General features: G+C 51.4%; 21 protein-coding genes. 12 read left to right on the top strand and 9 right to left on the bottom strand.

The genetic code is table 11. The features are described 5' to 3' along the window. Window positions 1-48: 48 nt before the first annotated feature. The 4 genes from WFJ73_RS19080 to WFJ73_RS19065 all read right to left on the bottom strand — a co-directional run bounded on the left by WFJ73_RS19080 (window position 49) and on the right by WFJ73_RS19065 (window position 5,441). Window positions 49-1,386 (bottom strand): sugar porter family MFS transporter, encoded by a 1,338-nt coding sequence (locus tag WFJ73_RS19080; protein ID WP_442955968.1) that lies wholly within the window; start codon window positions 1,384-1,386, stop codon window positions 49-51. A 278-nt stretch (window positions 1,387-1,664) separates the two neighbouring features. Beyond that, on the bottom strand, window positions 1,665-3,020 hold the full coding sequence (locus tag WFJ73_RS19075; RefSeq protein WP_336774567.1) for an AraC family transcriptional regulator: 1,356 nt from the start codon (window positions 3,018-3,020) through the stop codon (window positions 1,665-1,667). Next, window positions 2,995-4,461: a sensor histidine kinase gene (locus WFJ73_RS19070; protein ID WP_336774566.1), complete on the bottom strand. Its 1,467-nt coding sequence runs from the start codon at window positions 4,459-4,461 to the stop codon at window positions 2,995-2,997. Before WFJ73_RS19070 ends, WFJ73_RS19075 begins: the two co-directional genes overlap by 26 nt. Then, window positions 4,458-5,441: a sugar-binding protein gene (locus WFJ73_RS19065; protein ID WP_336774565.1), complete on the bottom strand. Its 984-nt coding sequence runs from the start codon at window positions 5,439-5,441 to the stop codon at window positions 4,458-4,460. The genes WFJ73_RS19070 and WFJ73_RS19065 overlap by 4 nt, the downstream gene beginning before the upstream one ends. Window positions 5,442-5,615: 174 nt before the next feature. Here WFJ73_RS19065 and WFJ73_RS19060 point away from each other — a divergent pair, with 174 nt between their 5' ends. After that, the gene (locus WFJ73_RS19060; RefSeq protein WP_336774564.1) at window positions 5,616-7,436 is read left to right on the top strand and encodes a PAS domain S-box protein; all 1,821 of its coding nucleotides are present in this window, start codon (window positions 5,616-5,618) and stop codon (window positions 7,434-7,436) included. Window positions 7,437-7,478: 42 nt separating this feature from the next. Here WFJ73_RS19060 and WFJ73_RS19055 read toward each other — a convergent pair whose 3' ends face one another. Next, window positions 7,479-8,489, bottom strand: a complete 1,011-nt coding sequence (locus tag WFJ73_RS19055; RefSeq protein ID WP_336774563.1) for a LacI family DNA-binding transcriptional regulator — start codon at window positions 8,487-8,489, stop codon at window positions 7,479-7,481. A 144-nt stretch (window positions 8,490-8,633) separates the two neighbouring features. Here WFJ73_RS19055 and WFJ73_RS19050 point away from each other — a divergent pair, with 144 nt between their 5' ends. From WFJ73_RS19050 to WFJ73_RS19035, 4 genes are all read left to right on the top strand, one after another. After that, entirely contained in the window at window positions 8,634-10,424 is a 1,791-nt protein-coding gene (locus tag WFJ73_RS19050) for an L-fucose isomerase (RefSeq protein WP_336774562.1), read from the top strand. A gap of 75 nt (window positions 10,425-10,499) precedes the next feature. After that, the gene (locus tag WFJ73_RS19045) at window positions 10,500-11,159 is read left to right on the top strand and encodes a class II aldolase/adducin family protein (RefSeq protein WP_336774561.1); all 660 of its coding nucleotides are present in this window, start codon (window positions 10,500-10,502) and stop codon (window positions 11,157-11,159) included. Between the two features lie 43 nt (window positions 11,160-11,202). Continuing rightward, a complete protein-coding gene (locus tag WFJ73_RS19040; RefSeq protein WP_336774560.1) occupies window positions 11,203-12,705 on the top strand; it encodes a rhamnulokinase in 1,503 nt (500 codons plus the stop codon). A gap of 15 nt (window positions 12,706-12,720) precedes the next feature. Further along, window positions 12,721-13,149, top strand: a complete 429-nt coding sequence (locus tag WFJ73_RS19035) for an RbsD/FucU family protein (protein WP_336774559.1) — start codon at window positions 12,721-12,723, stop codon at window positions 13,147-13,149. Between the two features lie 379 nt (window positions 13,150-13,528). On the opposite strand, the gene WFJ73_RS19030 is transcribed toward WFJ73_RS19035, so the two are convergent. Together WFJ73_RS19030 and WFJ73_RS19025 are read right to left on the bottom strand one after the other, a co-directional pair. Next, complete coding sequence (locus WFJ73_RS19030) at window positions 13,529-15,157, bottom strand: glycosyl hydrolase (RefSeq protein WP_336774558.1); 1,629 nt, start codon at window positions 15,155-15,157, stop codon at window positions 13,529-13,531. A gap of 251 nt (window positions 15,158-15,408) precedes the next feature. Further along, window positions 15,409-15,549: a hypothetical protein gene (locus tag WFJ73_RS19025; RefSeq protein WP_336774557.1), complete on the bottom strand. Its 141-nt coding sequence runs from the start codon at window positions 15,547-15,549 to the stop codon at window positions 15,409-15,411. A gap of 205 nt (window positions 15,550-15,754) precedes the next feature. Between WFJ73_RS19025 and WFJ73_RS19020 the strand changes: the two genes are divergently transcribed. Next, window positions 15,755-16,957 (top strand): TolB family protein, encoded by a 1,203-nt coding sequence (locus WFJ73_RS19020; RefSeq protein ID WP_336774556.1) that lies wholly within the window; start codon window positions 15,755-15,757, stop codon window positions 16,955-16,957. A gap of 72 nt (window positions 16,958-17,029) precedes the next feature. On the opposite strand, the gene WFJ73_RS19015 is transcribed toward WFJ73_RS19020, so the two are convergent. Continuing rightward, complete coding sequence (locus tag WFJ73_RS19015; protein ID WP_015842974.1) at window positions 17,030-17,326, bottom strand: CD3324 family protein; 297 nt, start codon at window positions 17,324-17,326, stop codon at window positions 17,030-17,032. Between the two features lie 418 nt (window positions 17,327-17,744). Between WFJ73_RS19015 and WFJ73_RS19010 the strand changes: the two genes are divergently transcribed. The 6 genes from WFJ73_RS19010 (at window position 17,745) to WFJ73_RS18985 (ending at window position 23,368) form a co-directional block, all read left to right on the top strand. Then, window positions 17,745-18,425 (top strand): FadR/GntR family transcriptional regulator, encoded by a 681-nt coding sequence (locus tag WFJ73_RS19010; RefSeq protein ID WP_336774555.1) that lies wholly within the window; start codon window positions 17,745-17,747, stop codon window positions 18,423-18,425. A 100-nt stretch (window positions 18,426-18,525) separates the two neighbouring features. Continuing rightward, window positions 18,526-19,851 carry an ABC transporter substrate-binding protein gene (locus WFJ73_RS19005; RefSeq protein ID WP_336774554.1) on the top strand — a complete coding sequence of 442 codons (1,326 nt, stop codon included), beginning with the start codon at window positions 18,526-18,528 and terminating at the stop codon, window positions 19,849-19,851. A 163-nt stretch (window positions 19,852-20,014) separates the two neighbouring features. Next, window positions 20,015-20,800 (top strand): carbohydrate ABC transporter permease, encoded by a 786-nt coding sequence (locus tag WFJ73_RS19000; RefSeq protein ID WP_336774553.1) that lies wholly within the window; start codon window positions 20,015-20,017, stop codon window positions 20,798-20,800. Then, window positions 20,801-21,628, top strand: a complete 828-nt coding sequence (locus WFJ73_RS18995) for a carbohydrate ABC transporter permease (protein WP_336774552.1) — start codon at window positions 20,801-20,803, stop codon at window positions 21,626-21,628. It begins immediately after the preceding gene. A gap of 42 nt (window positions 21,629-21,670) precedes the next feature. Continuing rightward, complete coding sequence (locus WFJ73_RS18990; protein WP_336774551.1) at window positions 21,671-22,846, top strand: trans-sulfuration enzyme family protein; 1,176 nt, start codon at window positions 21,671-21,673, stop codon at window positions 22,844-22,846. Between the two features lie 120 nt (window positions 22,847-22,966). Further along, a complete protein-coding gene (locus WFJ73_RS18985; RefSeq protein WP_336774550.1) occupies window positions 22,967-23,368 on the top strand; it encodes an acyl-CoA thioesterase in 402 nt (133 codons plus the stop codon). Here the strand turns inward: WFJ73_RS18985 and WFJ73_RS18980 are convergent. Next, complete coding sequence (locus WFJ73_RS18980; protein WP_336774549.1) at window positions 23,359-24,585, bottom strand: aspartate aminotransferase family protein; 1,227 nt, start codon at window positions 24,583-24,585, stop codon at window positions 23,359-23,361. The genes WFJ73_RS18985 and WFJ73_RS18980 overlap by 10 nt on opposite strands. Between the last annotated feature and the right edge of the window lie 146 nt (window positions 24,586-24,731).

Raw genomic sequence — 24,731 nt, 5'->3', positions numbered from 1 at the left:
GGAGATACATCTCTGCGTACTCATAATCAACCCCAATACGCAGTTCCCTTACTTACTCCAAGAAGCTTCAATTTCCTCCAACGACTTGCCTTTCGTCTCCGGTACAACGCGCATCGTGAACAGGAACGTAATCAGCGACATGGCGCCAAAGATCCAGAACGTTACGGCAGGACCTGCCGATTCCAGCATTGGCGGGAACGATTGCGATACGACATAATCGGCAATCCACAGCGCCATCGACGCGATTGCGGTAGCCCGGCCGCGGACGCGGTTCGGGAAGATCTCGCTCAGGACGACCCATACGACAGGTCCAAGCGATACGGCGAATGCCGCAACGTAGATCAGGATAAAGATCAGCACAAGCGAGCCGGTTGTATGGCCGGTATGGAACGCGATGCCGATAACCGCCAGACAGATCGTCATGACGGACGAACCAACAAGCAGCAAGACCTTGCGGCCGACTTTATCGATCAGCCAGATAGCCAGTATCGTGAACAAGAAGTTAACGAGACCAATCAGAATCGTTTGCAATAGGGACGAATCCGTGCCGGAGCCCATCGACTTGAAGATTTCCGGCGCGTAATACATAACCGCATTAATGCCGGTGACTTGCTGAAGAACGGCAAGCACGACGCCAACGATCAATGCAAGGCGGATGCCCGGGCGGAAAATCTCTTTGAGCGAGCTGCCTTTTTCTTCAGCGAAAGAGGCTTTAATATCGAGAACCTCTTGCCTTGCCTCTTCTTCGCCGTGGATGCGAAGAAGGATATTGAGAGCTTGCTCCGCCCGGCCTTGCTTGATCAGCCATCTTGGGCTTTCCGGCACAAGGAAGAGCAGAATGAAGAAAATAACGCCTGGCACAACGCCTACGCCAAACATCCAGCGCCATGCGTTTGCAATATCCCAAGCATCATCGCCATAGCCGGCGATACCCGAGTTGACGAAGTAAACGAGGAAGATCCCCGTAACCGTTGCGAATTGGTTTAAGGCAACGAGACGGCCGCGGTATTTAGCCGGAGCAATCTCCGCGTTATACAGCGGGCAAAGCGTGGACGTAATCCCGATTCCAAGACCGCCGATCATGCGGGCAACGATGTACATCGAGAACGTATCCGGAATCGCGGAGCCTATCGAGCCGATAATGAACAGGGCTGCGGCGGCTATAAGTACTTTTTTACGGCCGAAACGGTCGCTCAATACACCGGAAAAACCCGCGCCAACAACACATCCGATAATAAGCGAGGACACGGCCCAGCCGACCTCCACCTCGTTTAAGTCAAAACGGTCTTGCATAAATCCGATTGCTCCCGATACGACAGCGGTATCGAAGCCGAATAATAAACCGCCGAGAGCGGCAATCATCGAAACGAGCGTAACAAACTTCATGCTTTTGCCATTGGCATTTGCAGTTAAGCTGCTCACTTTATTTATTCCCCTTCCATATGTGACTGATTGAATGGTTGCGTTTATTGAAACGAGTCTCATTATAACACCGGAATGGATAGGGTTAGCGGTCATTCGTCAGCACTTATTTGTGTAGTTCCAGCATGGAAAAGCCGCCTTGTCCGCTACAACGGAGAGTGCTTGAATCGAATAGCATTTTATTAGTTTGCCAAAACAAAAAAGTCCATGCCGCACTGGCATGAACTTCCTGCATATCCTGATCATTTCGCTTGACTGCGGTATTCGGTCGGGGTGAGCCCGGTCACCCGCTTGAACACCCGGCTGAAATAATTCGGGTCCTTGTAACCAACCTCGAAGCATACTTCCTTCAACGCCAACTCATCGGCCGACGAGATCAGCTGCTTGGCTTTCTCGATCCGAAGACCCGTCAAATAATCGATAAACGTGGCTCCAACCTGCTGCTTGAACACTTTGCTGAAGTAGTGGGGATTCAGATGGACATGTTCGGCTGTCTCCTCGAGCGACAATTCCTCCGTAAAATGAAGCCCGATGTATTGCTTAGCCTTATCCATTACGTTAATCGTCTGCTGCTCTCGCTGCTCCCGAATCCGCTGCAGGGCGGAGATGACATAGGAGCGCTGATCCACCGGATCGGAGTGTTCGCCCGAAGAAGCTGGAGCAGTAGTCGATGCGGCAACAGTTGACCCCGTTCCTTGTACCACATCCTCGAAATCGCGTACCTCTCCGACATGCCGGTCAACGTCGGAAGCAAATACAGCCTCGAAATACGACTTGCGCCAGCCGTCGGCGCCCGATTGAACCGATCCGATTCCTACGGTAATCGGCAGCCGGAATTGCCTTTCGGCCAGACGGCACAGCTTCTCGCCAAACATCTTGATATCGTTCTTCCAGGCATGATCTCTCGTATCATTCCGAATAAAAATAGCCATATGCAAGTCGATCAAGGAGCTGACAATACAGGAAATCCCGTAAGTCTTGGCGAAGCTGCGGAACGTTTCGTACAGCTTTTTCTTATCCAGCGTATAAATCTGCTTAGGGAAGGCCACAACAACCGCGCAGCCCTTATCAAGCGGGAAGCTTAGCCAGTCGGACAGCTTCTCTTCATCCGCATCCAGCACCTGATCCACCATGAGCAGAAGAGAGAGCTCGTTTTCCACCAGCGGCTGCAGCTGGGATACCTTATCCCGCAAATGCAGCTCTTCGGTCCGTTTGGATTTCTCGCGCTCCAGCTCATCAATGAGCTGGTTCAAGATGGACGAGATCTGCTCGCGCCCGGCAGGCTTAACGATATATTCTTTTACGCCTAGAGACACCGCTTCTTTGGCGTAGGCAAAAAAGTCATAAGCCGTCACCAGAATAAACCTGGTGTCCGGAAGCCGCGATTTTATTTCCCGGATAGCTTGCAGACCTTGAATACCGGGCATATTAATATCCATCATAATGATGTGGGGGCGGAAATCCTCCGCTTGTTCAATGGCTCTTCGGCCATTATCGGCAAACGCGATCTGGAACCTGCCCGGCAGCATGCGGTGAATAAGATGCTCCAGCCCTTCGCGTTCCAGCGCTTCGTCATCGGCGATCAATAGACGATACATCGTGATCCGTTCCTCCTTTCTGCTCTTCGGATAGATTAGGCAGGAGGAGAATAACCGAGGTTCCTCGCCCTGGCTCGCTTTCGATCTTTACAACATCCTGCCGGTTATAGAAAAGCCTCAGCCGCTTTATCACATTGCGCGTGCCAAAGCCCATGGAATTTTTTTTCGCGGGAGCGGGTTGGACGGGCTCCTGCAGGGCAAGAAGCGCGTCGCGCTCCTCGATCGTCATTCCGGCTCCGTTATCCCTGATGACTATTCTAACGCTATCTCCGGACCGCCCGATAACAAGCTGAATCGTTCCGCCGGACTCCATCCGTTCCACGCCGTGTACAAAAGCATTCTCCACAAGCGGTTGTACCGTCAGAGCGGGGATCAGCATACCCAGCACGGATTCGTCGATCTGCTGCCCGATTTCCACGCGGTTGCGGAACCGGGCTTGTTGAATCGTGAAGTACTCCTGAACATGCTTAAGCTCGTCGCCAAGCGTAACCGGGCGGTCCAACTGGCTTAAGTTATAACGGATCAGCTTGGACATCGATACAATTAGGTCGCTCGTCTGGTCGGCCCCTTCAAGAAGCGCAAGCTTGGACAGCACATTTAGCGTATTGAACAAAAAATGCGGGTTGATCTGGCTTTGCAGAGCTTGAAGCTCCAGTTCTTTCACCAGACGCTCCGATTCCATGCGTTCTTTGTCTCGGCCCATCAAGTCATTCAAATCCTTAATCATATGGCGGAACGCTTCCGACAGAATGCCAAGCTCGTCATTCGAACGTTCGGGAAGATAAGCGGAATCGAGCTGCCCTTTGGACAGATGCTTCGCCGTTTGCACGAGACGGTCTACCGGCTCCGTAATGCTTCTTGATATCCATAACGCAACAACGATACTCAGCAGCGTATTGATTATAAATACGGCAGGCCCAAGCCAGTCCATTCGTACGATTTCCAATTGGATGCTCCGGTATACCGGCTCGTAAGCGCTTAGCTCCAGGTCAATGAGACGGCGTTCTTCCTCTCTTATAAAAGAGCTCGTCCGCTCCGTATCCTCATAGTAACCTAGCGCCTCATCAGGAGCGTCAGACTTTTCGGCAGCTTGTGCTTGTTCCGCCAGCGTCTGAAGCATATGAACATATCCCTGCAGCACACCGGCGATGTCGGTTTCCGTCCGCTGGCTTGCAAGCTGCCCGCTGATTTGCGCGAGTTCCGCCTGTTGTTGCTGAAGCGAAGCCTGGCTATTGATCTCAGGGTCAAGCAGATACGTGTACAAGGCTTGCACATTCTCATCGGCCGTTTGTGCCGACCGGGTATACAGCAGCATGCGGTCCATCATCGTATTGTAGCTGTGCTGTACCGTTTTGGAGCTTTCGAACAGGAAGAACGTGACGCCGTTCGTCAGGAGAACCAGCAGCGGGATAAAGAGCAGGAGCTTCTTTCGAAGTGTCATGGGGCAATGACCTCCTTATCCGTTACGACGGAAATCGGAGTATACTGCTTCGAAGAAACCGCTTGTCCCTGAAAATATTGATTCAGCAGCGACATCGCTTCGTAGCCCATTTGGGAGGGCTGTTGAACAATCGAAGCTTCGATCCGTTTCTTTTTAATAGCGGTTAATGTATCCTCAAGGTTATCAAAAGCAAAGATTGTAACCTTGCCGGGTTTAACGCGGGCAACGGCTTCCGCCATGCCAATACCGTCAAGGGAGCTGAAGCCGACCATATAATTGATCTTCGGATGGTCCCTCAGCATTTGCTCCGCCTGCTGGGCGGCTTGAAGCCGGGATATATTCGAAGCCCGTACTTCGGCAATGGAAAGCCCCTTATAAGTGTTAATGGCCTCTTTGAATCCTTCCAGCCGGAGCCGCTGGTTGGCGGCCTCCTTGCTGCCTACAAGGACGCCAATTACGCCGCTTGGTTCCGTCTGTCCGTCCTCCGCAATAAGGCGTCCCATCTCCTGGCCGGCATAGGTGTTATTGGTTCCGACATAAGCGAGGCGTTTGCTGCCGGGCTCATCGGTATCGACGGTAATGACCGGAATGCCTAGTTGATTGGCTTTTTCGATTAAAGCTTTGTCCTGCTCGGTTCCGATCCCCTGCAATATAATCCCGTCTATTTTGGAAGCGATCGCCTTCTCCAGCAGCTTCATCTGCTCCTCCGCGTTAATGCGGAACGGCCCCATGTATTGCAACTCCATCCGGTATTGACCGGCAGCTTTCAGCGCCCCCTGTTCGACGGATCGCCAGAACGGATTGTCCAACTCTTGCGAGATTAGGGCAATCTGCCGCTTGGTATGATCCTTGTCGCTTGCCTCCAGCGGGGTGACAAGATCTCTGATCCGCTCGGTAGACAAATAAAACTGGACCAGTACATAGGCAAAAACAATAAGTAACAGAAGGACGCCGATGTTCCATTTTCTTCGGTTGGCCATATGGCTTCTTAAGCTCTCCTCGGGTGTCTGAATAATAGCCACATTATACATGAACGGACATTAAAGCCAAAATTAATCTAAATTCAATGTTCATGTTAGCAGGGGATTCCGGCATTTTGTGGAATTGAATGGAGTAGCGATCACTTTGACTTCGAAAAGGTGGAAAATATTCGAATGGACAAGCATGGTCATATAATGAAGCATAACTTTATGGAATCGATATGGAACAATATCCCCGACGGGATTGTCGTGATAGATTTGGATGAGAATATTCTTGATGTTAACCCGGGGTTTGTTGCCCTTCACGGATGGACGAGGGAAGAGCTGATCGGCAGGCCTTGCTGCTTTACGCCGGTACATCTACTGGAAGAACGAAGATTAATGATCGAGAAGGCCAAGCTTGGCGAGAGCCTGCAATGCCACGAGACGTTTAAGCTGCGCAAGGACGGCACAATGGTCTATGTCAGCCTGACTCTTACGGCTCTCACGGATGAGCGCGGAGATATTATCGGGATTGTTGGAATCGAGAGGGATATATCCGACCGGATCAAGATGGAAGCCTCCTTGTTTGAAGCGGAAAGCTTATACAGTCATCTGGCTGACAGTGCGCTGGCCGGTGTTTTTGTCGGGCAGGGAGGCCGTATTTTGTACGCGAACCCTTACTTGGCAGCCCTATATGGTTATACGAACGAGGAATTGCTGCAGGTTGATTTAAAAAAGTTGATGCTCCCCGGCGAGCTGGAAGTCGTTACGCGGGACGCGCAAGTAACCTTGATGGATCAGAAGCAAATCTACTTTCATTTCAACATTACAGGGGTTAAGAAGGACGGCTCCCCTGTCCACCTCGAAGGCAACTCCTGCCTGATCTCCTTTCAAGGAAAGCCGGCTCTCTTGGGCACGGTACAGGATATTACGATCAAGAAGGAAAAAGAGCGCTCCCTTCGCGACAGTGCCAACATGTATCAGCGAATTATCAAGTTTCTCCCCGAGCCAATTGTTCTTATCGACAATGGCGAAATTGTGTATGCCAATAAGTTAGCGGTCAAGCTGATTGGCGCTGCCGACGATTCCGAGATGGTCGGGCGGCCTATCCTTGATTACGTCGATCCCGCTTATAGCGACGATCTGATGGATGTGCTCAACAAAGTGATTCATACCGACGACCCCACGAATTTTATCGAAAATAAGCTGCTGTGCAACGACGGCCAGACGATCGACGTCGAGATGTCTAGCATCCGAATCCATAATTACCGGGGGAAAATGGTGATTCTAACCGTTATCCGGGATTTGACGGACCGTAAACGCTCGGAAGAGATGCTTGTCCGTTCCGAGAAGCTCTCGGTGATCGGGCAGCTGGCCGCGGGCGTAGCGCATGAAATCCGCAACCCGTTAACCGCATTGAAAGGTTTTACCCAGCTGCTGAAATCCAAGGCGGAGGGGAACTCGTTCTATTATGACATCATGACCAATGAATTGGACCGGATCAATTTTATCGTGAATGAATTTATGACCCTTGCGAAGCCGCATTTCTCCAAATTTAGCACGCGAAGGCTGGATCATATTTTACATGCCGTCATTTCGATTTTGGAAACGCAGGCGATTCTGATGAACGTATCGATCCGCACGGAGTTCGAGAACTGTATTCCGTCGATTTATTGCGATGAGAATCAGCTGAAGCAGGTCTTTATCAATATTATTAAAAATGCTATAGAAGCGATGCCGCTTGGGGGGCAGATCACGATCACGGCGGCGATGGAACCGGATCATGAGCGGATGCGCCTTACGATCCGCGATGAAGGCATGGGCATTCCGGACGAGATCATCCGTCAAATCGGACAGCCGTTTATTACGACCAAGGAGAAGGGGACGGGGCTTGGCCTTATGATCAGCTCGCGCATTATCGAGCAGCATCAAGGGCTGATGAATATATCAAGCGTTCCGGGCGAAGGAACAACGATTGAAATTATCTTGCCGTTAAATACGGAGGAGCAATGAAGAGAAGGCTGAGCGACGATATCGCTCAGCCTTCTTTGTATTTTATAGGGAAGAGACGGACCGGCGGATAATCAGCTCCGCGGGGAGGACGATTTTTTTCCACGGTCCGGCTTCCTCTTTGTTCTGAATGCGGTCGATCAGCATCTGCATGCCTAGGTAACCGAATTGATAGGCCTGCTGAGCGGCTACCGTCATAAACGGATCAACCTCGGAATACGGGCCAAAATCGTCAAAACAGACGATGGAGATGTCTTCCGGAATCCGCGTATTCCGTTTTCTCAGCAGGCGGATGGCTTCGATCGCCAGCACATTGTTGCCGGCTACGACGGCCGTCGGGAGAGGGTCAAGCGAATCCAGCCAGGCTTCCATCTCCGACAGATCGGAACGCGGACCGTAGCTGGTCTCAAAAACGATGCTCTCGTCATAGGTCAATCCGTTCAGGATCAGCGCTTCCTTATAGCCTTCAAGACGCAGTCTTGCGCTTGAGATCGTATCCGATCCGTTCACCATCGCAATGCGGCGATGGCCCTGCTTGGCAAGATGGTTAACCAGCTGGCGTGCGCCTTCCTTGCTGTCCCCAAGCACGATGTCGCATTCGACGCCGGGCACCTCGCGGTCCAGCAGGACAAACGGGATGTTATGCCGCTGCAGCGATTCGAGATGGGGCAGGGACGGATCGCCGGCCGGGGCAATAAGCACGCCGTCTACCCGGGTCGTCAGAATCGTATTAATGTAATCGGCTTCCTTTTCCAGACTCTCGTCGCTGTTGCCGAAGAGCAGCCGGTAGCCGTTCTTGGTAGCGGCATCCTCGGCTCCCCGGGACAGCGTGGTGTAGAACGGGTTCGTTATATCGGTAATAAGCAGGAACAAGCTCCGGGTCTGCTGAAGGACAAGGCTGCGGGCCATCTGGTTGGGAACATAGTTCAGCTCTTCCATCACCTTTTTGACCCTGGCTCTTGTCTTCTCGCTTATTCTGCCTGTGTTATTGATAACTCTAGAAACGGTCATTGCGGATACGTTAGCTTTTTCCGCAATATCATAGATTGTAACCATACCTACTGCTCCTCATCGACAATTCATGCTTTTATCTTACAAGAGAAAACGATTGACAGCAACAGGACGCCTTGCTAAATTAGAGTTATCGGTAACATTTTATTTGCTAGTTTCGTTATTATTCATTCATTTGGAGGGGTATTTATGACGGACATCGCTTATCGCTTTCAGAATGGTTTTCCGAAGATCGGGATTCGGCCGACGATAGACGGACGCCGCAAGGGAGTTCGCGAATCGCTTGAGGTTCAAACAATGAATATGGCTAGATCGGTTGCGAATCTGATCGCCGAGAATTTGCGTTACCCGAACGGTGAACCGGTACAATGCGTCATTGCGGATACAACAATCGGCGGGGTGGCGGAAGCGGCGGCCTGCGCGGACAAATTCGCCCGCGAAAATGTTGGTGTATCGATAACGGTTACGCCATGCTGGTGTTACGGTACGGAAACGATGGATATGAACGCATCCATCCCGAATGCGGTATGGGGCTTTAACGGAACGGAGCGTCCGGGTGCGGTTTATTTGGCTGCCGTTCTGGCTGGCTACGCGCAAAAAGGCATTCCGGCATTCGGTATTTACGGTGAGGAAGTTCAGGAAGCATCCGATACTTCCATTCCTGATGATGTGCGAGGCAAGCTGCTATCCTTTGCCAGAGCAGGTCTTGCGGTAGCTTATATGCGCGGCAAATCGTATTTGTCGATGGGTTCGGTCTCGATGGGTATCGCGGGTTCAATTGTAAGCGATTCCTTTTTCCAGGAATATCTCGGCATGCGGACGGAATACATCGATATGTCCGAGTTTGTACGCCGTTTCGAGGAAGAGATTTACGATACGGCCGAATTCGAGCGGGCGCTTGCTTGGGTGAAGGAGAACTGCGCCGAAGGTCCGGACAATAACCCGGAAGCGATTCAGACCTCCCGCGAGAAGAAGGATCAGGACTGGGAGACCGTTGTCAAAATGACGATGATTGCCCGCGACCTGATGATCGGCAACCCGCGCCTTGCGGAGCTGGGCTTCGGTGAGGAAGCGATGGGTCATAACGCGATTGTGTCCGGCTTCCAAGGGCAACGCCAGTGGACGGACCATTTCCCGAACGGCGACTTTATGGAAGCGATTCTGAACTCCTCCTTTGACTGGAACGGAGTCCGCCCTCCGTTTATCGTGGCAACAGAGAACGACAGCCTAAATGGCGTTGTTATGCTGTTTGGTTATCTACTGACGAATACGCCGCAAATTTTTGCGGATGTGCGCACTTACTGGAGCCCGGCTTCCGTTGAGCGGGTAACAGGGCATAAGCTTGAAGGCCATGCGGCTAACGGTATTCTGCATCTGCTTAACTCGGGCTCGGCAACGCTTGACGGTACCGGCGAGCAGCAGCTGGACGGCCAGCCGGCGATGAAGCCTTTCTGGGATATTACGGAAGAAGAGGCTGCGGCTTGCCTTGCGGCTACTTCGTGGAGACCGGCGGGCGTGGAATATTTCCGCGGCGGCGGCTTCTCCTCCGACTTCCTGTCGCGTGGCGGCATGCCGATGACGATGTCCCGGATCAATTTCGTTAAAGGCGTGGGGCCGGTTCTGCAAATTGCGGAAGGCTACTCCGTCGAGCTGCCAAGCGATGTGCATGACAAGTTGGACAAACGGACGGATCCAACATGGCCAACAACCTGGTTCGCTCCGAACCTGACAGGCAAAGGCGCTTTCACTTCCGTTTACGACGTCATGGACAACTGGGGAGCCAACCACGGCTCGATCAGCTTCGGCCATATCGGCGCAGAGCTGATTACGCTTGCTTCGATGCTGCGTATTCCGGTCAATATGCATAACGTTCCGGAAGAGAACATTTTCCGTCCGCGGGCATGGGGACTGTTCGGCACTAACGACAAAGAGGCGGCGGACTACCGTGCTTGCTCGAACTTCGGGCCATTGTACAAGTAAGATCATGCTTACGAAGTAAGAATTACCGCATATGTCCAGTAGTTGGACAAAAATATGGAAATTCTTTTTAAGGGGATGGAAGAATTGGATATTCGGCAGGAGCTGTGCAAATACGCAAGGAAGACGGTTGCGAATAAGCTGGTCGTTGGACCGGGCGGCAATATCAGCGCGAAGCATGAAGGGAAGATGTACCTGTCGCCAAGCGGCTTTGCCCTTGACGAGATTGAACCGGAGCAATGGGTAGCCGTTGATATCGAGACCGGTGCGGTTGAGGATAACGGACTCCGACCGTCCTCCGAGGTGCTGATGCACCTGTATGCTTACCGTGCGAATCCGGCGATTGGGGCGATTGTTCATACCCATCCGCCATACTGTATCGCTTTTACGCTGGTGGAAGAGGAGCTTCCGGTTATGTTCCCGGACCAAGCGGCGCTTGTCGGCAAGACCGTCTACATTCCTTACGTGCTGCCTACGACGGAAAAGCTGGCGGATGCCCTTGTCCCTAAAGTGAAGGAAGCAAGCAGCATTTTGCTTGGCAATCATGGCCTCGTCACAACCGGACGCAACCTGCGCGAGGCGTATTACCGTACGGAGGTTGTGGAAGAAAGCGCGAAGATTTTCCTGATCGCCAGCCAGGTTAAAGAACCCAAGGTGCTGACGAAGGAAGAGTTCGAAGAGATTGCGTCGCTTGAGAGCGAAGCTTACCGGATCAAGCTGCTGCAGAAGCAGCAATAACATCCAAAGACAGCGGCTGCCGCTGCGAGGAGGAATTCTGCATATGGAACAAGCAACTACCGTATTGGCGTTTGATCTTGGAGCAAGCAGCGGCAGGGCGCTGATTGGCAGGCTGACGGGATCCGCCTTGGCGGAACGCAGGCTGGAAGTAGAGGAAATACACCGTTTTCCGAATGTTGCGGTTCAGGTTGGCCGTCATTTGCACTGGGATATTCTAAGGCTGCTGCAGGAGATGAAGCATGCGCTGCGCAAGGCGTTCCAGCTGGGATACGAGCCGGCGACGTTTGGCGTGGATACTTGGGGCGTCGATTTTGGCCTTCTGGATGCGAATAGCGAGCTGCTTGGCAATCCCTATCATTACCGGGATCCGCATACGGAAGGTCTAATCGAGGAGATCGAAGCTAGATTTGGCAGAGGAGAGCTGTTCCGGCAAGGCGGTCTGCAGTTTATGCCGTTTAATACGGTCTATCAGCTGTATGCCATGAAAAAGGTGGCCTCTCCAAAGCTGGAAACGGCTAGAACGTTGCTGCTGACGCCGGATCTGCTCGTTTATTTGCTGACGGGGAAGCGGGTTTGCGAGTTTTCGATGGCGACTACCACGCAGCTTCTTCATCCTGAGACCAGACAGTGGAACACGTCTCTGATGAAGGAGCTGGGAATTCCGGAAGAGGTATTCCTTGAGCCTGTTTATCCGGGAACCCGGATTGGGCCTTTGTCAGCGGAAGTTTGCGAGGAACTGGGGATTCCGTCCGTTGAGGCCGTTGCCGTTGCTACGCATGATACGGAATCGGCCGTCGCCGCCATTCCTGCAGCAGCTGAACCGTTCGTCTACCTGGTATGCGGCACATGGTCGCTGGTAGGGACGGAGCTCGATCAGCCGCTCTTAAGCGAAGAGGCGATGGAGCTCGAGTTCTCGAATGAGGGCGGAGTTGGCGGCAAATATCAGCTGCTCAAGAATATCATGGGACTGTGGATATTGCAGGAGTGCAGGCGGGAGTGGGAGGAAGAAGGAAACCGTTATTCCTTTGCCGAGCTGGCCGTTCTGGCTGAGCAGCAGGAGCCTTTCCGCTATTTCATTAATCCGGATGACCTGCGGTTCTTCGGCCCGTCCAACATGACGGAAAAGGTAAGAAGCTATTGCCGCGAGACGGGGCAGCCCGTTCCGGAGTCGGCGGCGGAGGTTGCAAGGTGCATTATGGATAGTCTTGCTCTTAAGTACCGGAATGCGCTCGAGCAGATTGAGAAGCTGACAGGCAAGCATTACGGCGGCATGCATATGGTCGGCGGCGGTATCCAGAACAAGCTGCTCTGCCGTCTGACGGCAAATGCGATCGGCCGCCCGGTATGGGCCGGACCGGTGGAAGCAAGCGCGATTGGCAACATGCTGGCACAGTTTATGGCGCTTGGAGAATGCGCGAATCTGGAGGAAGCGCGGCAATTGTCGGCGGCATCCTTCCCGGTTGAAATCTACGAGCCAGCGGATACGGATGTATGGAATGAGGCTTATGCACGATTCAAGCAGCTGTTGCAGGCTGATCTTAATTAGGGAGGACCCCTAGCGATGTTGAATGGTATTCCGAAGATCATTTCGCCCGAATTGCTGAAGATCCTAATGGAAATGGGGCATAGCGACGAAATTGTGCTGGCCGACGGCAATTTCCCGGCGGCAAGTCATGCCCAGCGTCTTATCCGCTGCGACGGACATGGCGTGCCCGAGCTGCTGGATGCGATTATGCAGCTGTTCCCGCTAGACCAATATGTCGAGAAGCCGGCTGCTCTTATGCAGGTGATGCCGGGCGATCCGGCGGAGACGCCGATCTGGGGCGAGTACAAGGCTATTATCACGCAGCGCAGCGGCTTGGAAGAGCCGTTCGAGGAAGTGGAGCGATTCGCCTTCTACGAGCGTGCGAAGAAAGCGTACGCTATCGTTGCAACCGGCGAAAGCGCGATCTACGCCAACTTGATCTTGAAAAAAGGCGTTATCAAATAATAGTATTCTTGAGGAAGCTGCCCGCGAGGGCAGCTTTTTTCGTTCGCGCTCGCTTAACGCTGCGCGACACGTTAAGCGCTTGAGCGAGTAGGCAAAATGCCCGGAAACGGCTAACATCTAAGTAGCCTAAGGATGTGTGACATCGTAAAGGTGGCGCTCATACAGGGAAAATGCCCAGTTTTGGCTGATTTTAAGGAGCTTAGCGATGTACGGCATCGTTAAGCTAGCCTAAGCGAGTAAAATAACTGGTCTTAACGATGTGGCACATCGTTAAGAAGATAACGCAGAAAACACGTGTTACTGGGAGGGCGGCGGGTCAACGCGTAGGGGACGCGGACGTCAAAAGGCCGTGCCGGGTAACCGGCACGGCCTGCAAGCTCTAAGTCGTCTTAAACGTATACGATTTGCGGGAAGCTTCGCGGTTCTTGGAATCAAACACAACAACCTCGATTTTGTGGCTGCCGGCTTTCAGCTTGTCCGGCTGAATCGAGAAGGTGTATGGATACTGCTGGCGCGTCAGCACAACGGCGCCGTCCAGCTTGATGACTACCTTGCCGATATAAGGGTCGTACGTTTTCACCCATACGACGCCTGTAGCCGGCTTGCCGATTGTACCTTGGTTCGCAAACTTGCTTACGGTTTTCGTATAACTGCCTGGACCCGATACAACCTTCGATAAGTAGTAAGGATCTTGAATCATTTTACTGTAAGAAGCGAGCAATGCCGGACTTTCCGTCAGGCTGAAGTTGTTCAGGCTGCGCTCCACGCTGTAGGAATCCGTCAACGTATTGAGACTGAACCAGTTGATCGATTTTACGCGAGGATACTTCAGCTTTGCGCCATGATAGAGCATATTCATCTTCGTAATGGCAAAATTGACCGCAGACGTATTACCTGCCTTGCTGAAGTGCGTCGCGCCAAATTCACTGATCATAATAGGCTTGCGGGAAGCGTACAGCTTATACGTATAATCTACGGAATCAAGCGGATTCACCTGATCGGCAGGCTCCTTCACGTTGCCGTTGAAATATTTGACGCTGTAGATGCTGAGGCCAACCCAGTCTACCCAATCGTCTCCCGGATAATAAGCCGCGATTTTTTGCTTCGGATTCGCAGCCGGCGACCAGACCATCGCCACGTTTGGCGCTTCTTCCTTCATTACCTTGGAGACTAGGCGAAACTTCTCGATGTAGAGCGACGGGTTGCCGTTCCATTTCACCCAGCTGCCGTTCATTTCGGACGCGAACCGGAGGAAGATCGGAACGCCTGCTGCTTTTGCATCCCGCGCGAATTTGCGTAAATACGCATCGTCCTTTACCGTGTTTAACCCGTCATCCGGCTGCAGCGCAATTTGAATCGCGCCACCGGCTTCTTTTACGGTCTCTGCCCAATGATAAGGGAACGGGTTGCCGTATTTATGGTAGTTGAAAAATACGGCATGCTGCTTGCCGGCGAGCTTGTTGAAGGCGTCAAATTTGCCGTCTTTTTGTTTCTCGACGCCGCTGTCTTTCTCTACATAGGCACCGATGTACATACCCGAAGCCGGTTCGAATTTCGCTAAATGGCTGCTTCCGGTTGCGGAGGAGGCAGCAGCATCTTTCTCCAGATAAAGATCAATTTCCGTATTCAAAGCGTCAGCTTTGGCCAGTACGGCAAAATACGTGTTTAGGTCACCGGATTTTTCACCGATCGCTTTGTGGATTTTGGCTTCCCGGTAATACGTATCGGCCGCCTTCTGGAACTGGTTGTCCAGCGTGTAGGCTTCTGCCAGCTTACGCAAGTAACCGGCTTGCTCCGACTGGGCTACGGCAAGCTCGAATTCCTTGATTGCGAGCTTGATCTTGCCTTGATTCATATAAGAAACACCGTTTGTGTAATGCTTCCAGTGGTAAACCGTGTCTGCCGCATGTACGGTTTGCGCGAGCGGCTGTACCGTCAAGGCCAGAATAAACGCCATCGCAAGGATGAAGCGCAATCCCCTCCAGCCTTTCTTTCGAGCGGTTGTCATTTGTCATGCCCTCCTTATTTGTCCTATAGCTTGTTGTATTTGCCTGGAATAGGCATTTCTTTTCTACAATTATCGGTTTCGCGTCTGTACGGGTGAATACTTGTCCGAAATAGACGACTTTAGTCCTATTAAGTTCTTATACACATAGACCAAGGAACTTGAAACGGTAGAAAATCAAAAGCCATTTCCTCATTTCGAAGCAACCTTTATCTGGAAAATAAAGTCTAGATCATAAAGGGCCAAGGGGAGGTTTAACGAATGAAACTCACCGCCATAACGATTGCGATCTTAATTGTGCCGTTACTCTTAACGGGCTGCAGCCCGGATTCAAATTCTAATTCTGCGACCTCTGCAAAACCGCCGGCAACGGCAGAAGCAAAAGCTTCCGTCATTCCTCCAGCATCTGCTAAGCCATCCGTAAGCGAAGATTTACGCATAGACCTAGTTAAACATGATAAAGGGTTCTCCTTTCCCTTACAGATTTCGGAAGGGGTTAACGGTTTTGTCGCACAAACGTTTCCAGTCCCGAATGATCAAAATCTAGTTGCCCATCTCTTAAAACGAAGAGTCTCCGACCCCGAGGGGATTAGATATCGGTTGGACGTCGTTGTCGTTAAACCGAAGGAGCAAACCTACAGCCTTTATCCGGTAGCGGATCTTATCGTAAAGGATGATTATTCCGTAGATTCCATTACCGGGGCTTACGGATTTACGAAGCAGGATCAGCTTGTTCTTGTCCAGCCCAAGAAGCGGGAGGACGGGCAGGAGGTGATCCAATACGATGTGGTCGCGCTTGATTTAAGCAACGGGCGGATGAAGACAATAACGGCGAATGCGGTGCCGGATGTATCGCCTTCTTTTTATGCGAGGGGATGGATGAATCATTCCGGACACCTGTATCTGAACAGCTATTCGGACGGCCGTCTTTGGTCGGTGGATGTACTTACAGGCGAGGTCCAATCGATAGGGGGGCAATTCAAGAACGAATGGCCGCTGTATCTCGTGACGCCTTCGCCGGATGGCAATCTGTTCTGGCATGAACAAACTGACAGCTTCCGTCTTTACGACCGGAATGGCAAAGAGCTTAAGGTTATTCCGCCAACGATTGGTTATCATTCTTATCCGGCATTCGAATGGAGCCCGGACAGCCGGTTTGCGGCATTGTCCTTTACGTTGAGCGACAGTCATGACAATGTGCTAGGCGGGGATGAGGCCTACATTATTGCTCCTGAAGCAATAGCCTTTTATGATGAGAAAGGGGACTTGACGTGGGATGTTCAGGCTAAACCGAAGGAAGGTCTGAACCATGTGGACTGGAACGGCTGGCTCGCTGATGGGGAGGAAGGCGTATTATCCTGGTACCGGCTGAATCGCGCGGCGGAAGGCGCTCCACGGAAGGCAGATTTGAGTTACGCTTTGGCTAACGTGGCAACGGGCAAGATAACGAAGCTGACGCAAGCGAAACAGCTGGAGGAGCTGAAGTCGCCTATGCCTGTTATTGTAAACCGGACGACTCCCATGCTCATTATCGACCGTGAACAAAGGTTGTATTGGATGCCGGAAGAAGCGGCGCAGGCAGATTCGCCTTTCCGCTATCAACTTCTTTCCAAACCAACGGCTGTTCAGCTTATATGGTCGTGTTACGATTATAGTTCAGAGCAAACGAAGATTACCCGCTATAACCCGGTGAATCATGCAACATCCGTTACGGTATTTAACGAACCGCTCGGTGAGGGACTTCAATTAATCAACGATACGCTTATTGTCGACAACAAAATGAACTATAGGTGGATTCATTAGAATAGGCGAATAGCCTGCCCTCGAATTACCGGTGGCAGGCTATCTTTATGGTCATGCTATATAAGTACCGCATCAGCTTCCGCTGCCTATGCGGGCGTTCTGCTGTTGTTTGCATATGATTTTTCGTAAGCTGTCTCCGGATAAAAAGTAAACCCGCTCAAGGTCAGCGATTGACCGCCCTTTGCAATATTCCGCGTAGATCTCACCATTGCGATCGTTAATCCGCGCTTTGGTGCCGCTCAGCTGTCCCCAGCCGGCACGCTCTTCGCTTTGTTTCGGAATGTAAAGCAATTCGCCATCAATATATTGCTGGATTTGCCTAAGCAGAGTCGGGGGAAGCACATCTTTTCCGTTTTTGTAACGCCCCATCGAGGCCCTCCTTCGATATTTGGTTCCATTGGCTTTCGTTGGCTTGTTTTGCGTTAAACATGGCTAACCCTCCTCCTTTCGTATTTTGCGTTGCGATTATATTCAAAATTGATGGGGGAACCGGGTAGGTTCCCCCTATATGGGACATTCGCTTACGCGAATGCCACCTCCTGGATCTGAATCATTTCGTTCAGCCTCCTTTCCGTTCATTTCGTCGGCCCGACATCTATATTAACGCATAGAAAGGCGCTATCCCGCAAGGGCAAAAACGGTTAAATTTGTATTTTGCCATAATTGAATTTTAAAAACGTTCTTGCTTATTCGCCGTCACAGCCGGCTGCAGCGTATGCCTAGTTGACATTCTTAAAATATTTAAATAATATTCACCTATCTGACAGGTATAAAGGACGGATGAACGATGATTCGCAAAATTAAAAAGCAGCACACGCATGAACTCGTATCGGAGGAGATCATTAAATATATTGCGGACAAGGAATTGGTGGAAGGGGACAAGCTCCCGTCCGTTGACGAGCTGGTCCGGATGTTCGGTGTAGGACGATCCTCGTTACGCGAAGCGCTGCGATATTTGGAAGCCATTGAAATCGTAAAGGTCGTTAACGGCAAAGGCATATACGTCAACGATGCCGGTTCTTACCGGTACAGCGGAAAAGTAAAAATAGACGATGAAAAATCGTTTTTGCTTGATATCCTGGACGTTAGAAGGGCGCTGGAAGGCAAAGCCGTCGAGCTGGCCGCGAAACGGATAACGGATGCCAAGATCGAGGAGATGAAAGCATGCCTCGCGGAATACGACGAACGAAAGCAAAAAGGTCTGGATACGTCGGCGATCGATTACGAATTCCATCAGCATATTTACGACGCGGCAGGCAATCCGCTGCTTCATAGCGTGTACGACTCCATATCGGAGCTGATTAAGAAGTTCTTTTCGGGTCCGTTCGGGGTGAAAGAGCTGTTCGATAATACCTACCCGTTCCACCGCACGTTATTCGACGGTATTGCTAACCATGACTGGAAGCACGCGTTAAAAGAATTCAACAAAATGATGGACATTATCGAAGAGACGATACGGGAATATTGACAGAAAATTTAGATATTGACAACTTGTAAATGACTCACTTATATTAAACCTATCAGACAGGTATACAGTATGATACTCACTCATTTTAAGGGGGATTCCAATGCAACAAATGTCTTGGAAGAAATCGCTGTTATCCGTATCTATGATTGGTGTTGCACTTAGTTTGACCGTAACGGCATGCAGCTCTTCCGGGTCCAAGAATGGAAACGGGGGAGGAGACAAGGTTGTTACGCTGCGCATGATCGAAAGCTTGACCAGCCCTAATCGCACGGCCATCATTCAAGAAGGCATAAAGGCATTTATGGATCAGAATCCGAATATCAAGGTCGAATTGATTTCGCCACCATTCGATCAAGCGGACAACAAAATCAGAACGATGCTTAACGCCAAGCAAGAGCTTGACGTGCTTGAGGTTCGCGATCTCAACGTGGCGGAATTCGTGAACAACGGGTACGTGGAACCGCTTAATGACTATACGAAAAATTGGGATGACTTCAAGACCGTCACCTCCGTCGCCCAGTCCGTCGCTACCGTTGGCGACAAGCTGTATTTTATCGCAAACGGACTCTATCAGCGGCAGCTGTTCTATCGCGCGGATTGGCTGAAGGAAGCGGGCATCTCCGTTCCGACTACATACCAGGAATTAATTGATGCTTCCGTGAAGCTGACCGACCCTTCCAAAAACCGCTTCGGCTTCTCGTTCCGCGGAGGATCAGGCGCCAACGCGGTTCCGGATACGATGATCCAGGCATACGACTCGGAGAAAATCAATATCGACGACGCGATGTTCCTGAAAGACGGCGGCACCATTTATTCGTCTCCAGAAGCAAAGGAAGCGGTCGAACAATACGTGAAGCTGTATAAAGAAGGCTCCCCTCCGGACTCCATCAACTGGGGCTTCCAGGAGCAAGTGCAAGCGTTTACGTCCGGCGTGACGGCATTCCTGCTGCAGGATCCGGACGTTATACAGACGTTGACCGACAGCATGGAGGAGGGGACATGGGCAACCGCTCCGATGCCGAAGGGTCCGAACGGCAAAGCGCTCATTTCCGCCGGCGGCGCGGGTTGGGGCATCACCTCTTACTCGAAAAACAAAGAAGCAGCCTGGAAGCTGATCAGCTTCTTGTCTTCGCCGGAAGAAAACACGAAGCTGTCGAAGAGCCACGGCACCGTGCCGATTCACTCTTCCGCCACGGAGGACGCTTTTTTCCAAAGCGGACCGTATAAGACGCTGCTCGATATGACGAATCAGCCGGATACGTTCGTTAACTTCAAGCCGCCTTTCCAATATCCCGCTAACGGGCAATGGGGCACGGTAGCCATGGAATCCGGACAGAGCATGCTGCTGGGACAAACGAGCGTGGAAGATACGCTGAAGAAATGGGACGATTACTGGGTGAAAGCAAAAGCAGAAATGAAAAAATGATCGGAATACGCGGTGGGCGGCATGAGAACCGCCCACCGCATTTTACTAGCGGGGAAGGTGAGATGGCATGAGCAAGCAGCGAAGGTACATATTACTCAGTTTGCTTCCTGCATTGGCATTGCTGCTGGTGTTTACGTTCTATCCTTTTTTACAAGGGGTAGTCATGGCGTTTCAAAATTACGTGCTGTTTGATCTGACGAACGTGCAGTTCATCGGATTGCAAAACTTCGAAACCGCGTTTCGGGACGCAAAGTTTCTTTCGGCGCTCGAGAACAGCGGGTATTGGGTGTTTTTCTCGCTTGTGCTGCAGTTTCTGATCGGTCTGTCGCTTGCCCTGACGCTGCGGAAGAAATTCCGGGGAAGAGGGATCTATCAAGGGTTTGTTTTCTATTCCTGGGCTTTGTCCGGTTTTCTAATCGGCTTGATCTGGAAGTGGATGTTCAACTCGCAAATTGGCGTCATTAACGATCTGTTAATGCGAACGGGCCTTATCGATACACGTATCGGCTTCCTCTCCGATCCGAAATGGGCCATGACCTCTGTCATTATAGCGAACGTCTGGTACGGCATCGCGTTTTTTGCGATTATGCTGCTGGCCGCGCTGCAATCCGTGCCCGCGGATCTGTACGAAGCGGCGGAAATGGATGGAGCCGGAGGGCTGCGCAAGTTTTTTAACGTGACGTTTCCTTATATCCTGCCCACGGTTATCGCAACAACTTTGCTTCGGGCAATCTGGATCTTTAACGATCCCTCCATCATCTACGGACTTACGAATGGCGGACCTGCCGGAACGACCCATATTCTCTCTTCGCTTATGCTCGAGAAAATTATTTATGGCGGGGATTACGGGATGGCATCGGCGATTGGCGTTATCATGATCATCATTCTTATGCTGTATACCGTGTTTTATTTGTTCGCTACAAGATCGGAAAAGGCAGGTGACTTCTAGATGAAGCTGCGTGTATTGACAGGCCTGAAGTCGCTTTATCTCGCTGTCTTTTTCCTTATTATGGTTTTTCCGCTCTATTGGATTGTGATCACGTCGCTGAAGCCGCGCAAGGAGATTTTTTCTTTGCCGATTCGCTATTGGCCGGAGAAATTTACATTCGAAAACTATGCCAACATTTTTAAAGTTTCGAAGTTTCATGTCTATATCGGCAACAGTCTGCTTATTTCGGTAATTGCCGCTCTTATTGTCATCTGTATTGCAACGTTAAGCGGTTATGTGATGGCCCGGTTCCAGTTCAGAGGACATAAGCAAATTATGATGGCCTTTTTCTTGACGCAAATGCTGCCCGGGTTTATTTCGCTCGCGCCGCTCTATCTGCTGATGGCCGACATGAACCTGATCAATAACCGATTTTCCTTGGTTCTTGCCTACACGGTTATGCTCATTCCTTTTTCCACGATTATGCTTCGGGGGTTCTTCCAGCGCATTCCGAGCAGTCTGGAGGAAGCGGCGATGATTGACGGCTGCTCCCGATTGACGGCACTAATCCGGGTCATTATACCGGTCATGCTGCCGGGAATCGCATCAACCTTTATTTTCGCATTCGTGCAAAATTGGAACGAGCTGTTTATGGCGGTTATGTTTATTGACGACGAAAATTTGAAGACATTGCCCGTGGCAATGAATTCCTTCGTTATGAAATTCGACGTGGATTGGGGTTCCATGTCCGCCGGTACCGTATTGTCAGTCATTCCGACCGTCGTTCTGTTTGCGTTCGCTCAGCGGTATATCGTGGAAGGGCTGACGCAAGGCGCCGAGAAGGGTTAGGGGTATAGCGGCGGAATGACACAAACAAAGGAATGAATGCATATGAAGAGAAACCAAATGAATGCTGGGCTTCACACCAAAGTAGCGCATGACGAAGTGGATACGAAACATTATGGCGCCGTCACTATGCCGATTTATCAAAATAGTCTGTTTGCGTTCGAAAACCATGAGTCGTTCGATCATGCCATGCAGGACGTATTGGCTGCTACCGTCTATTCCCGGGGTAATAATCCGACGGTGCAATATTTGGAGAGCAAAATAGCGGATCTGGAAGCGGCTGAACGGGCGCGCTGCTTCGCATCGGGGATGGCTGCCATAGCGGGCTCCTTGCATGCCTTATTGCGGTCAGGAGACCATGTCATCTGCGTCAATCAAGCTTATGGTCCAACGAGGCAGTTCCTGAATGAATTGTCGGAACGGTACCGGGTCGAAGTTACCTACGTCGACGGCTGTCAAGTATCCGACTTCGAAGACGAGTTACGCCCACACACGCGACTGATCTATCTCGAAAGCCCGACATCGGGCCTGTTCCAGCTGCAGGATCTGGAGGGGGTCGCGGCGCTTGCGAAACGCGCGGGTGTTCTTACAATGATTGACAGCAGCTGGGCGACTCCATGCTTCCAGCGTCCGCTTACTTGGGGAATAGATCTTGTGCTTCATTCGATGACCAAATATTTCTCCGGCCATAGCGATTGCCTGGGAGGCGTCGTGGCCGGACGCGCGGACCTGATCGATGAAATAGCAAACAAAGGGTATATGCTGTTTGGGGGCGTTATGACTCCGCATACGGCTTCCCTTATGATACGGGGGCTGCGAACGCTGCCGCTCAGAATGGAAAGGCATCATAGCAGCGGGTTGACTATCGCGGAATTTATGGAGAAACATCCGCTCGTGAACCGGGTGAATCATCCCGGCCTGCCTTCGCATCCGCAGCACGCTCTTGCATGCAAGCAATTGGAAGGATACGGCAGCCTGTTTTCCTTCGAGACGCAGTTATCGGTAGAAATGCTGAAGAAGTGGGCGGACGCCTTGCGTTACTTTCGGATTGGGGTCAGCTGGGGCGGCTTCGAAAGTTTAGTGACGGTTGGGCAAACGCCGGCAATCCGCAATTTGGCGGGGAATAACCCTTCGGTAGCCCGATTGTACATCGGTCTGGAGGATCCGCAAACGCTGATCGGGGATATCGAGCAGGCATGGAATCAAGTCGTCGGAACATAACGTGCAGCTAATTATATGGATATGCAGGATACAGCCCGCCATAAGGCGGGCTTTTTTGCTAACTTAAGGGCATGTGTTATTTTAATAAGTAGTCACTTTAATAGAAGGAGAATGGATGAAATGAAAACGTCGCTGCCAATCATCGTTCGCTCAACGGAAATTGACGTCAACGGTCATGTGAACAACGCTAAATACCTGGAATATTTCGAATGGGGCCGCGAGGAATGGTACGAGTTATGCGGGCTTCCTTATGAAACCTTCGCGAGCATGAATATACAAACGGTTACCGTAAACATCAACGTCAACTATAGAAGCGAGTGCAGGCAAGGCGACAAATTAACGGTCACCTGCCAGCCTGAACGAATAGGGAATTCCAGCTACGTTCTGAAGCAGGAGATTAAGGACGAGCGCGGCGAAGTGCGGGCCGATGCCTTCGTTACGAGCGTAACGATGGATCAATCAACCCGCAAAAGCCGCGCGGTCCCCGATGAGCTGAGGAAGTTTTTCAAATCTCAGGAATAAACGGCCTCATTTTTCAGACCGCAGGTTTCCAGTACGCCCGTCAGGATCTCAATCATCTTCTCTATATCCTTGGCGGTTACGATAAGCGGCGGCATTAAGCGGATCGTGCGAGCATTTGGCGCGTTAACAAGCAGCCCGTTGATCAAACATTCTTCGGCAAGGGCTGGGGCAGCTCCCTCAGGTACGTCGAAAGCAAGCAGCAGTCCTTTGCCGCGGACTTGACTGACCGCATAATTCTTAGCCAGCCCGGTTAGCTTCTCTTGAATAAAAGCCCCCTGTTTTGCCGCATTGTCCGTTAGTCCCCGCTGCAGGATTTCGCTCACAACCGCATGGCCGGCCGCCATGCCAAGCGGCGCCGCGCTATAGGTGCCGCCTTGATCCCCCGGCTCGAACAGATCGTATTGCTCCGTAGTCAGCATCGCCGAAAGCGGGAATCCGCCGGCGATTCCTTTTGCGAGCGTCATCACGTCCGGCTTCACGCCGTAATGCTCGTACGCAAACAGCTTGCCGGTTCTTCCGAGGCCGGTCTGTACTTCGTCGAAAATCAGCATAATGTCGTATACGTCGCAGGCTTTGCGCAAGGCTTGCAAATAAGGAGCATCCACCGAATGGACGCCGCTTTCGCCTTGTACAAGCTCAAGCATAATCGCGCAAGTTTTATCGCTGATCGCGGCAAAGCAGGCGTCGAAATCATTAATCGGCACATGCTTGAAGCCTGGGACCTTAGGCTCGAATAAATGCTCGAATGCCGGTTTGCCGGTTGCGGACATCGTTGCCAGCGTTCTGCCGTGGAAGCTGTTCGTCAACGTAATAATCTCGTAAGCGCCGTTCAGATGCAGGGCGCCGTGCTTCCGGGCAAGCTTAATTGCGCTTTCGTTCGCTTCTGCTCCGCTGCTTGCGAAGAAGACTTTGTCAAAGCCCGAAATCTCCGTCAGGAGGCTCGCGAACTCAATCATGGGCTTGTTATAGAATCCCGGACTTGCATGCACGAGCTGACCGCTTTGATGAGCGAGAGCCTCCTGCAATACGGCAGGGGAATGACCGAGACTTGTCACGGCCCAACCTCCAATAAAGTCCAGATAAGCCTTGTCTTCGGTATCCCACATATACATGCCTTCCCCGCGGGTCATGACTACTTCAGGACGATTAGCCGTATATAGGAGCGATTGCTTGGCGGATGCGAGCAAGCCGTCGGTTGTTTTCGTTAACGATTGCATGAGTGATCGAACCTCCATCTCTAACATGATGTGAATTAATATACAGGATAATGTATAATAATTCAATATCCGAACGAGGGATTTGCGAAAAGAATATTTTTCCTGTTTTTAAGCATGAGAAAAGGCCACCCCGCATAGGCGAGGAT

This window comes from Paenibacillus sp. MMO-58 (assembly GCF_037146255.1).
Taxonomy (GTDB): Bacteria; Bacillota; Bacilli; order Paenibacillales; family Paenibacillaceae; genus Pristimantibacillus.
The sequence above is the reverse complement of the archived record's forward strand: the minus strand, read 5'-3'. Positions and strand labels throughout refer to the sequence as shown.

What these genes read in the sequence shown, in the direction of transcription:
- WFJ73_RS19080 (WP_442955968.1), bottom strand. Translation starts at nt 1,386, where the DNA reads ATGAAGTTTGTTACGCTCGTTTCGATGATTGCCGCTCTCGGCGGTTTA.
- WFJ73_RS19075 (WP_336774567.1), bottom strand. Translation starts at nt 3,020, where the DNA reads ATGTATCGTCTATTGATCGCCGATGACGAAGCGCTGGAACGCGAAGGG.
- WFJ73_RS19070 (WP_336774566.1), bottom strand. Translation starts at nt 4,461, where the DNA reads ATGACACTTCGAAAGAAGCTCCTGCTCTTTATCCCGCTGCTGGTTCTC.
- WFJ73_RS19065 (WP_336774565.1), bottom strand. Translation starts at nt 5,441, where the DNA reads ATGGCCAACCGAAGAAAATGGAACATCGGCGTCCTTCTGTTACTTATT.
- WFJ73_RS19060 (WP_336774564.1), top strand. Translation starts at nt 5,616, where the DNA reads ATGGACAAGCATGGTCATATAATGAAGCATAACTTTATGGAATCGATA.
- WFJ73_RS19055 (WP_336774563.1), bottom strand. Translation starts at nt 8,489, where the DNA reads ATGGTTACAATCTATGATATTGCGGAAAAAGCTAACGTATCCGCAATG.
- WFJ73_RS19050 (WP_336774562.1), top strand. Translation starts at nt 8,634, where the DNA reads ATGACGGACATCGCTTATCGCTTTCAGAATGGTTTTCCGAAGATCGGG.
- WFJ73_RS19045 (WP_336774561.1), top strand. Translation starts at nt 10,500, where the DNA reads ATGGAAGAATTGGATATTCGGCAGGAGCTGTGCAAATACGCAAGGAAG.
- WFJ73_RS19040 (WP_336774560.1), top strand. Translation starts at nt 11,203, where the DNA reads ATGGAACAAGCAACTACCGTATTGGCGTTTGATCTTGGAGCAAGCAGC.
- WFJ73_RS19035 (WP_336774559.1), top strand. Translation starts at nt 12,721, where the DNA reads ATGTTGAATGGTATTCCGAAGATCATTTCGCCCGAATTGCTGAAGATC.
- WFJ73_RS19030 (WP_336774558.1), bottom strand. Translation starts at nt 15,157, where the DNA reads ATGACAACCGCTCGAAAGAAAGGCTGGAGGGGATTGCGCTTCATCCTT.
- WFJ73_RS19025 (WP_336774557.1), bottom strand. Translation starts at nt 15,549, where the DNA reads ATGACGGAAGCTTTTGCTTCTGCCGTTGCCGGCGGTTTTGCAGAGGTC.
- WFJ73_RS19015 (WP_015842974.1), bottom strand. Translation starts at nt 17,326, where the DNA reads ATGGGGCGTTACAAAAACGGAAAAGATGTGCTTCCCCCGACTCTGCTT.
- WFJ73_RS19010 (WP_336774555.1), top strand. Translation starts at nt 17,745, where the DNA reads ATGATTCGCAAAATTAAAAAGCAGCACACGCATGAACTCGTATCGGAG.
- WFJ73_RS19005 (WP_336774554.1), top strand. Translation starts at nt 18,526, where the DNA reads ATGCAACAAATGTCTTGGAAGAAATCGCTGTTATCCGTATCTATGATT.
- WFJ73_RS19000 (WP_336774553.1), top strand. Translation starts at nt 20,015, where the DNA reads ATGGCGTTTCAAAATTACGTGCTGTTTGATCTGACGAACGTGCAGTTC.
- WFJ73_RS18995 (WP_336774552.1), top strand. Translation starts at nt 20,801, where the DNA reads ATGAAGCTGCGTGTATTGACAGGCCTGAAGTCGCTTTATCTCGCTGTC.
- WFJ73_RS18990 (WP_336774551.1), top strand. Translation starts at nt 21,671, where the DNA reads ATGAAGAGAAACCAAATGAATGCTGGGCTTCACACCAAAGTAGCGCAT.
- WFJ73_RS18985 (WP_336774550.1), top strand. Translation starts at nt 22,967, where the DNA reads ATGAAAACGTCGCTGCCAATCATCGTTCGCTCAACGGAAATTGACGTC.
- WFJ73_RS18980 (WP_336774549.1), bottom strand. Translation starts at nt 24,585, where the DNA reads ATGCAATCGTTAACGAAAACAACCGACGGCTTGCTCGCATCCGCCAAG.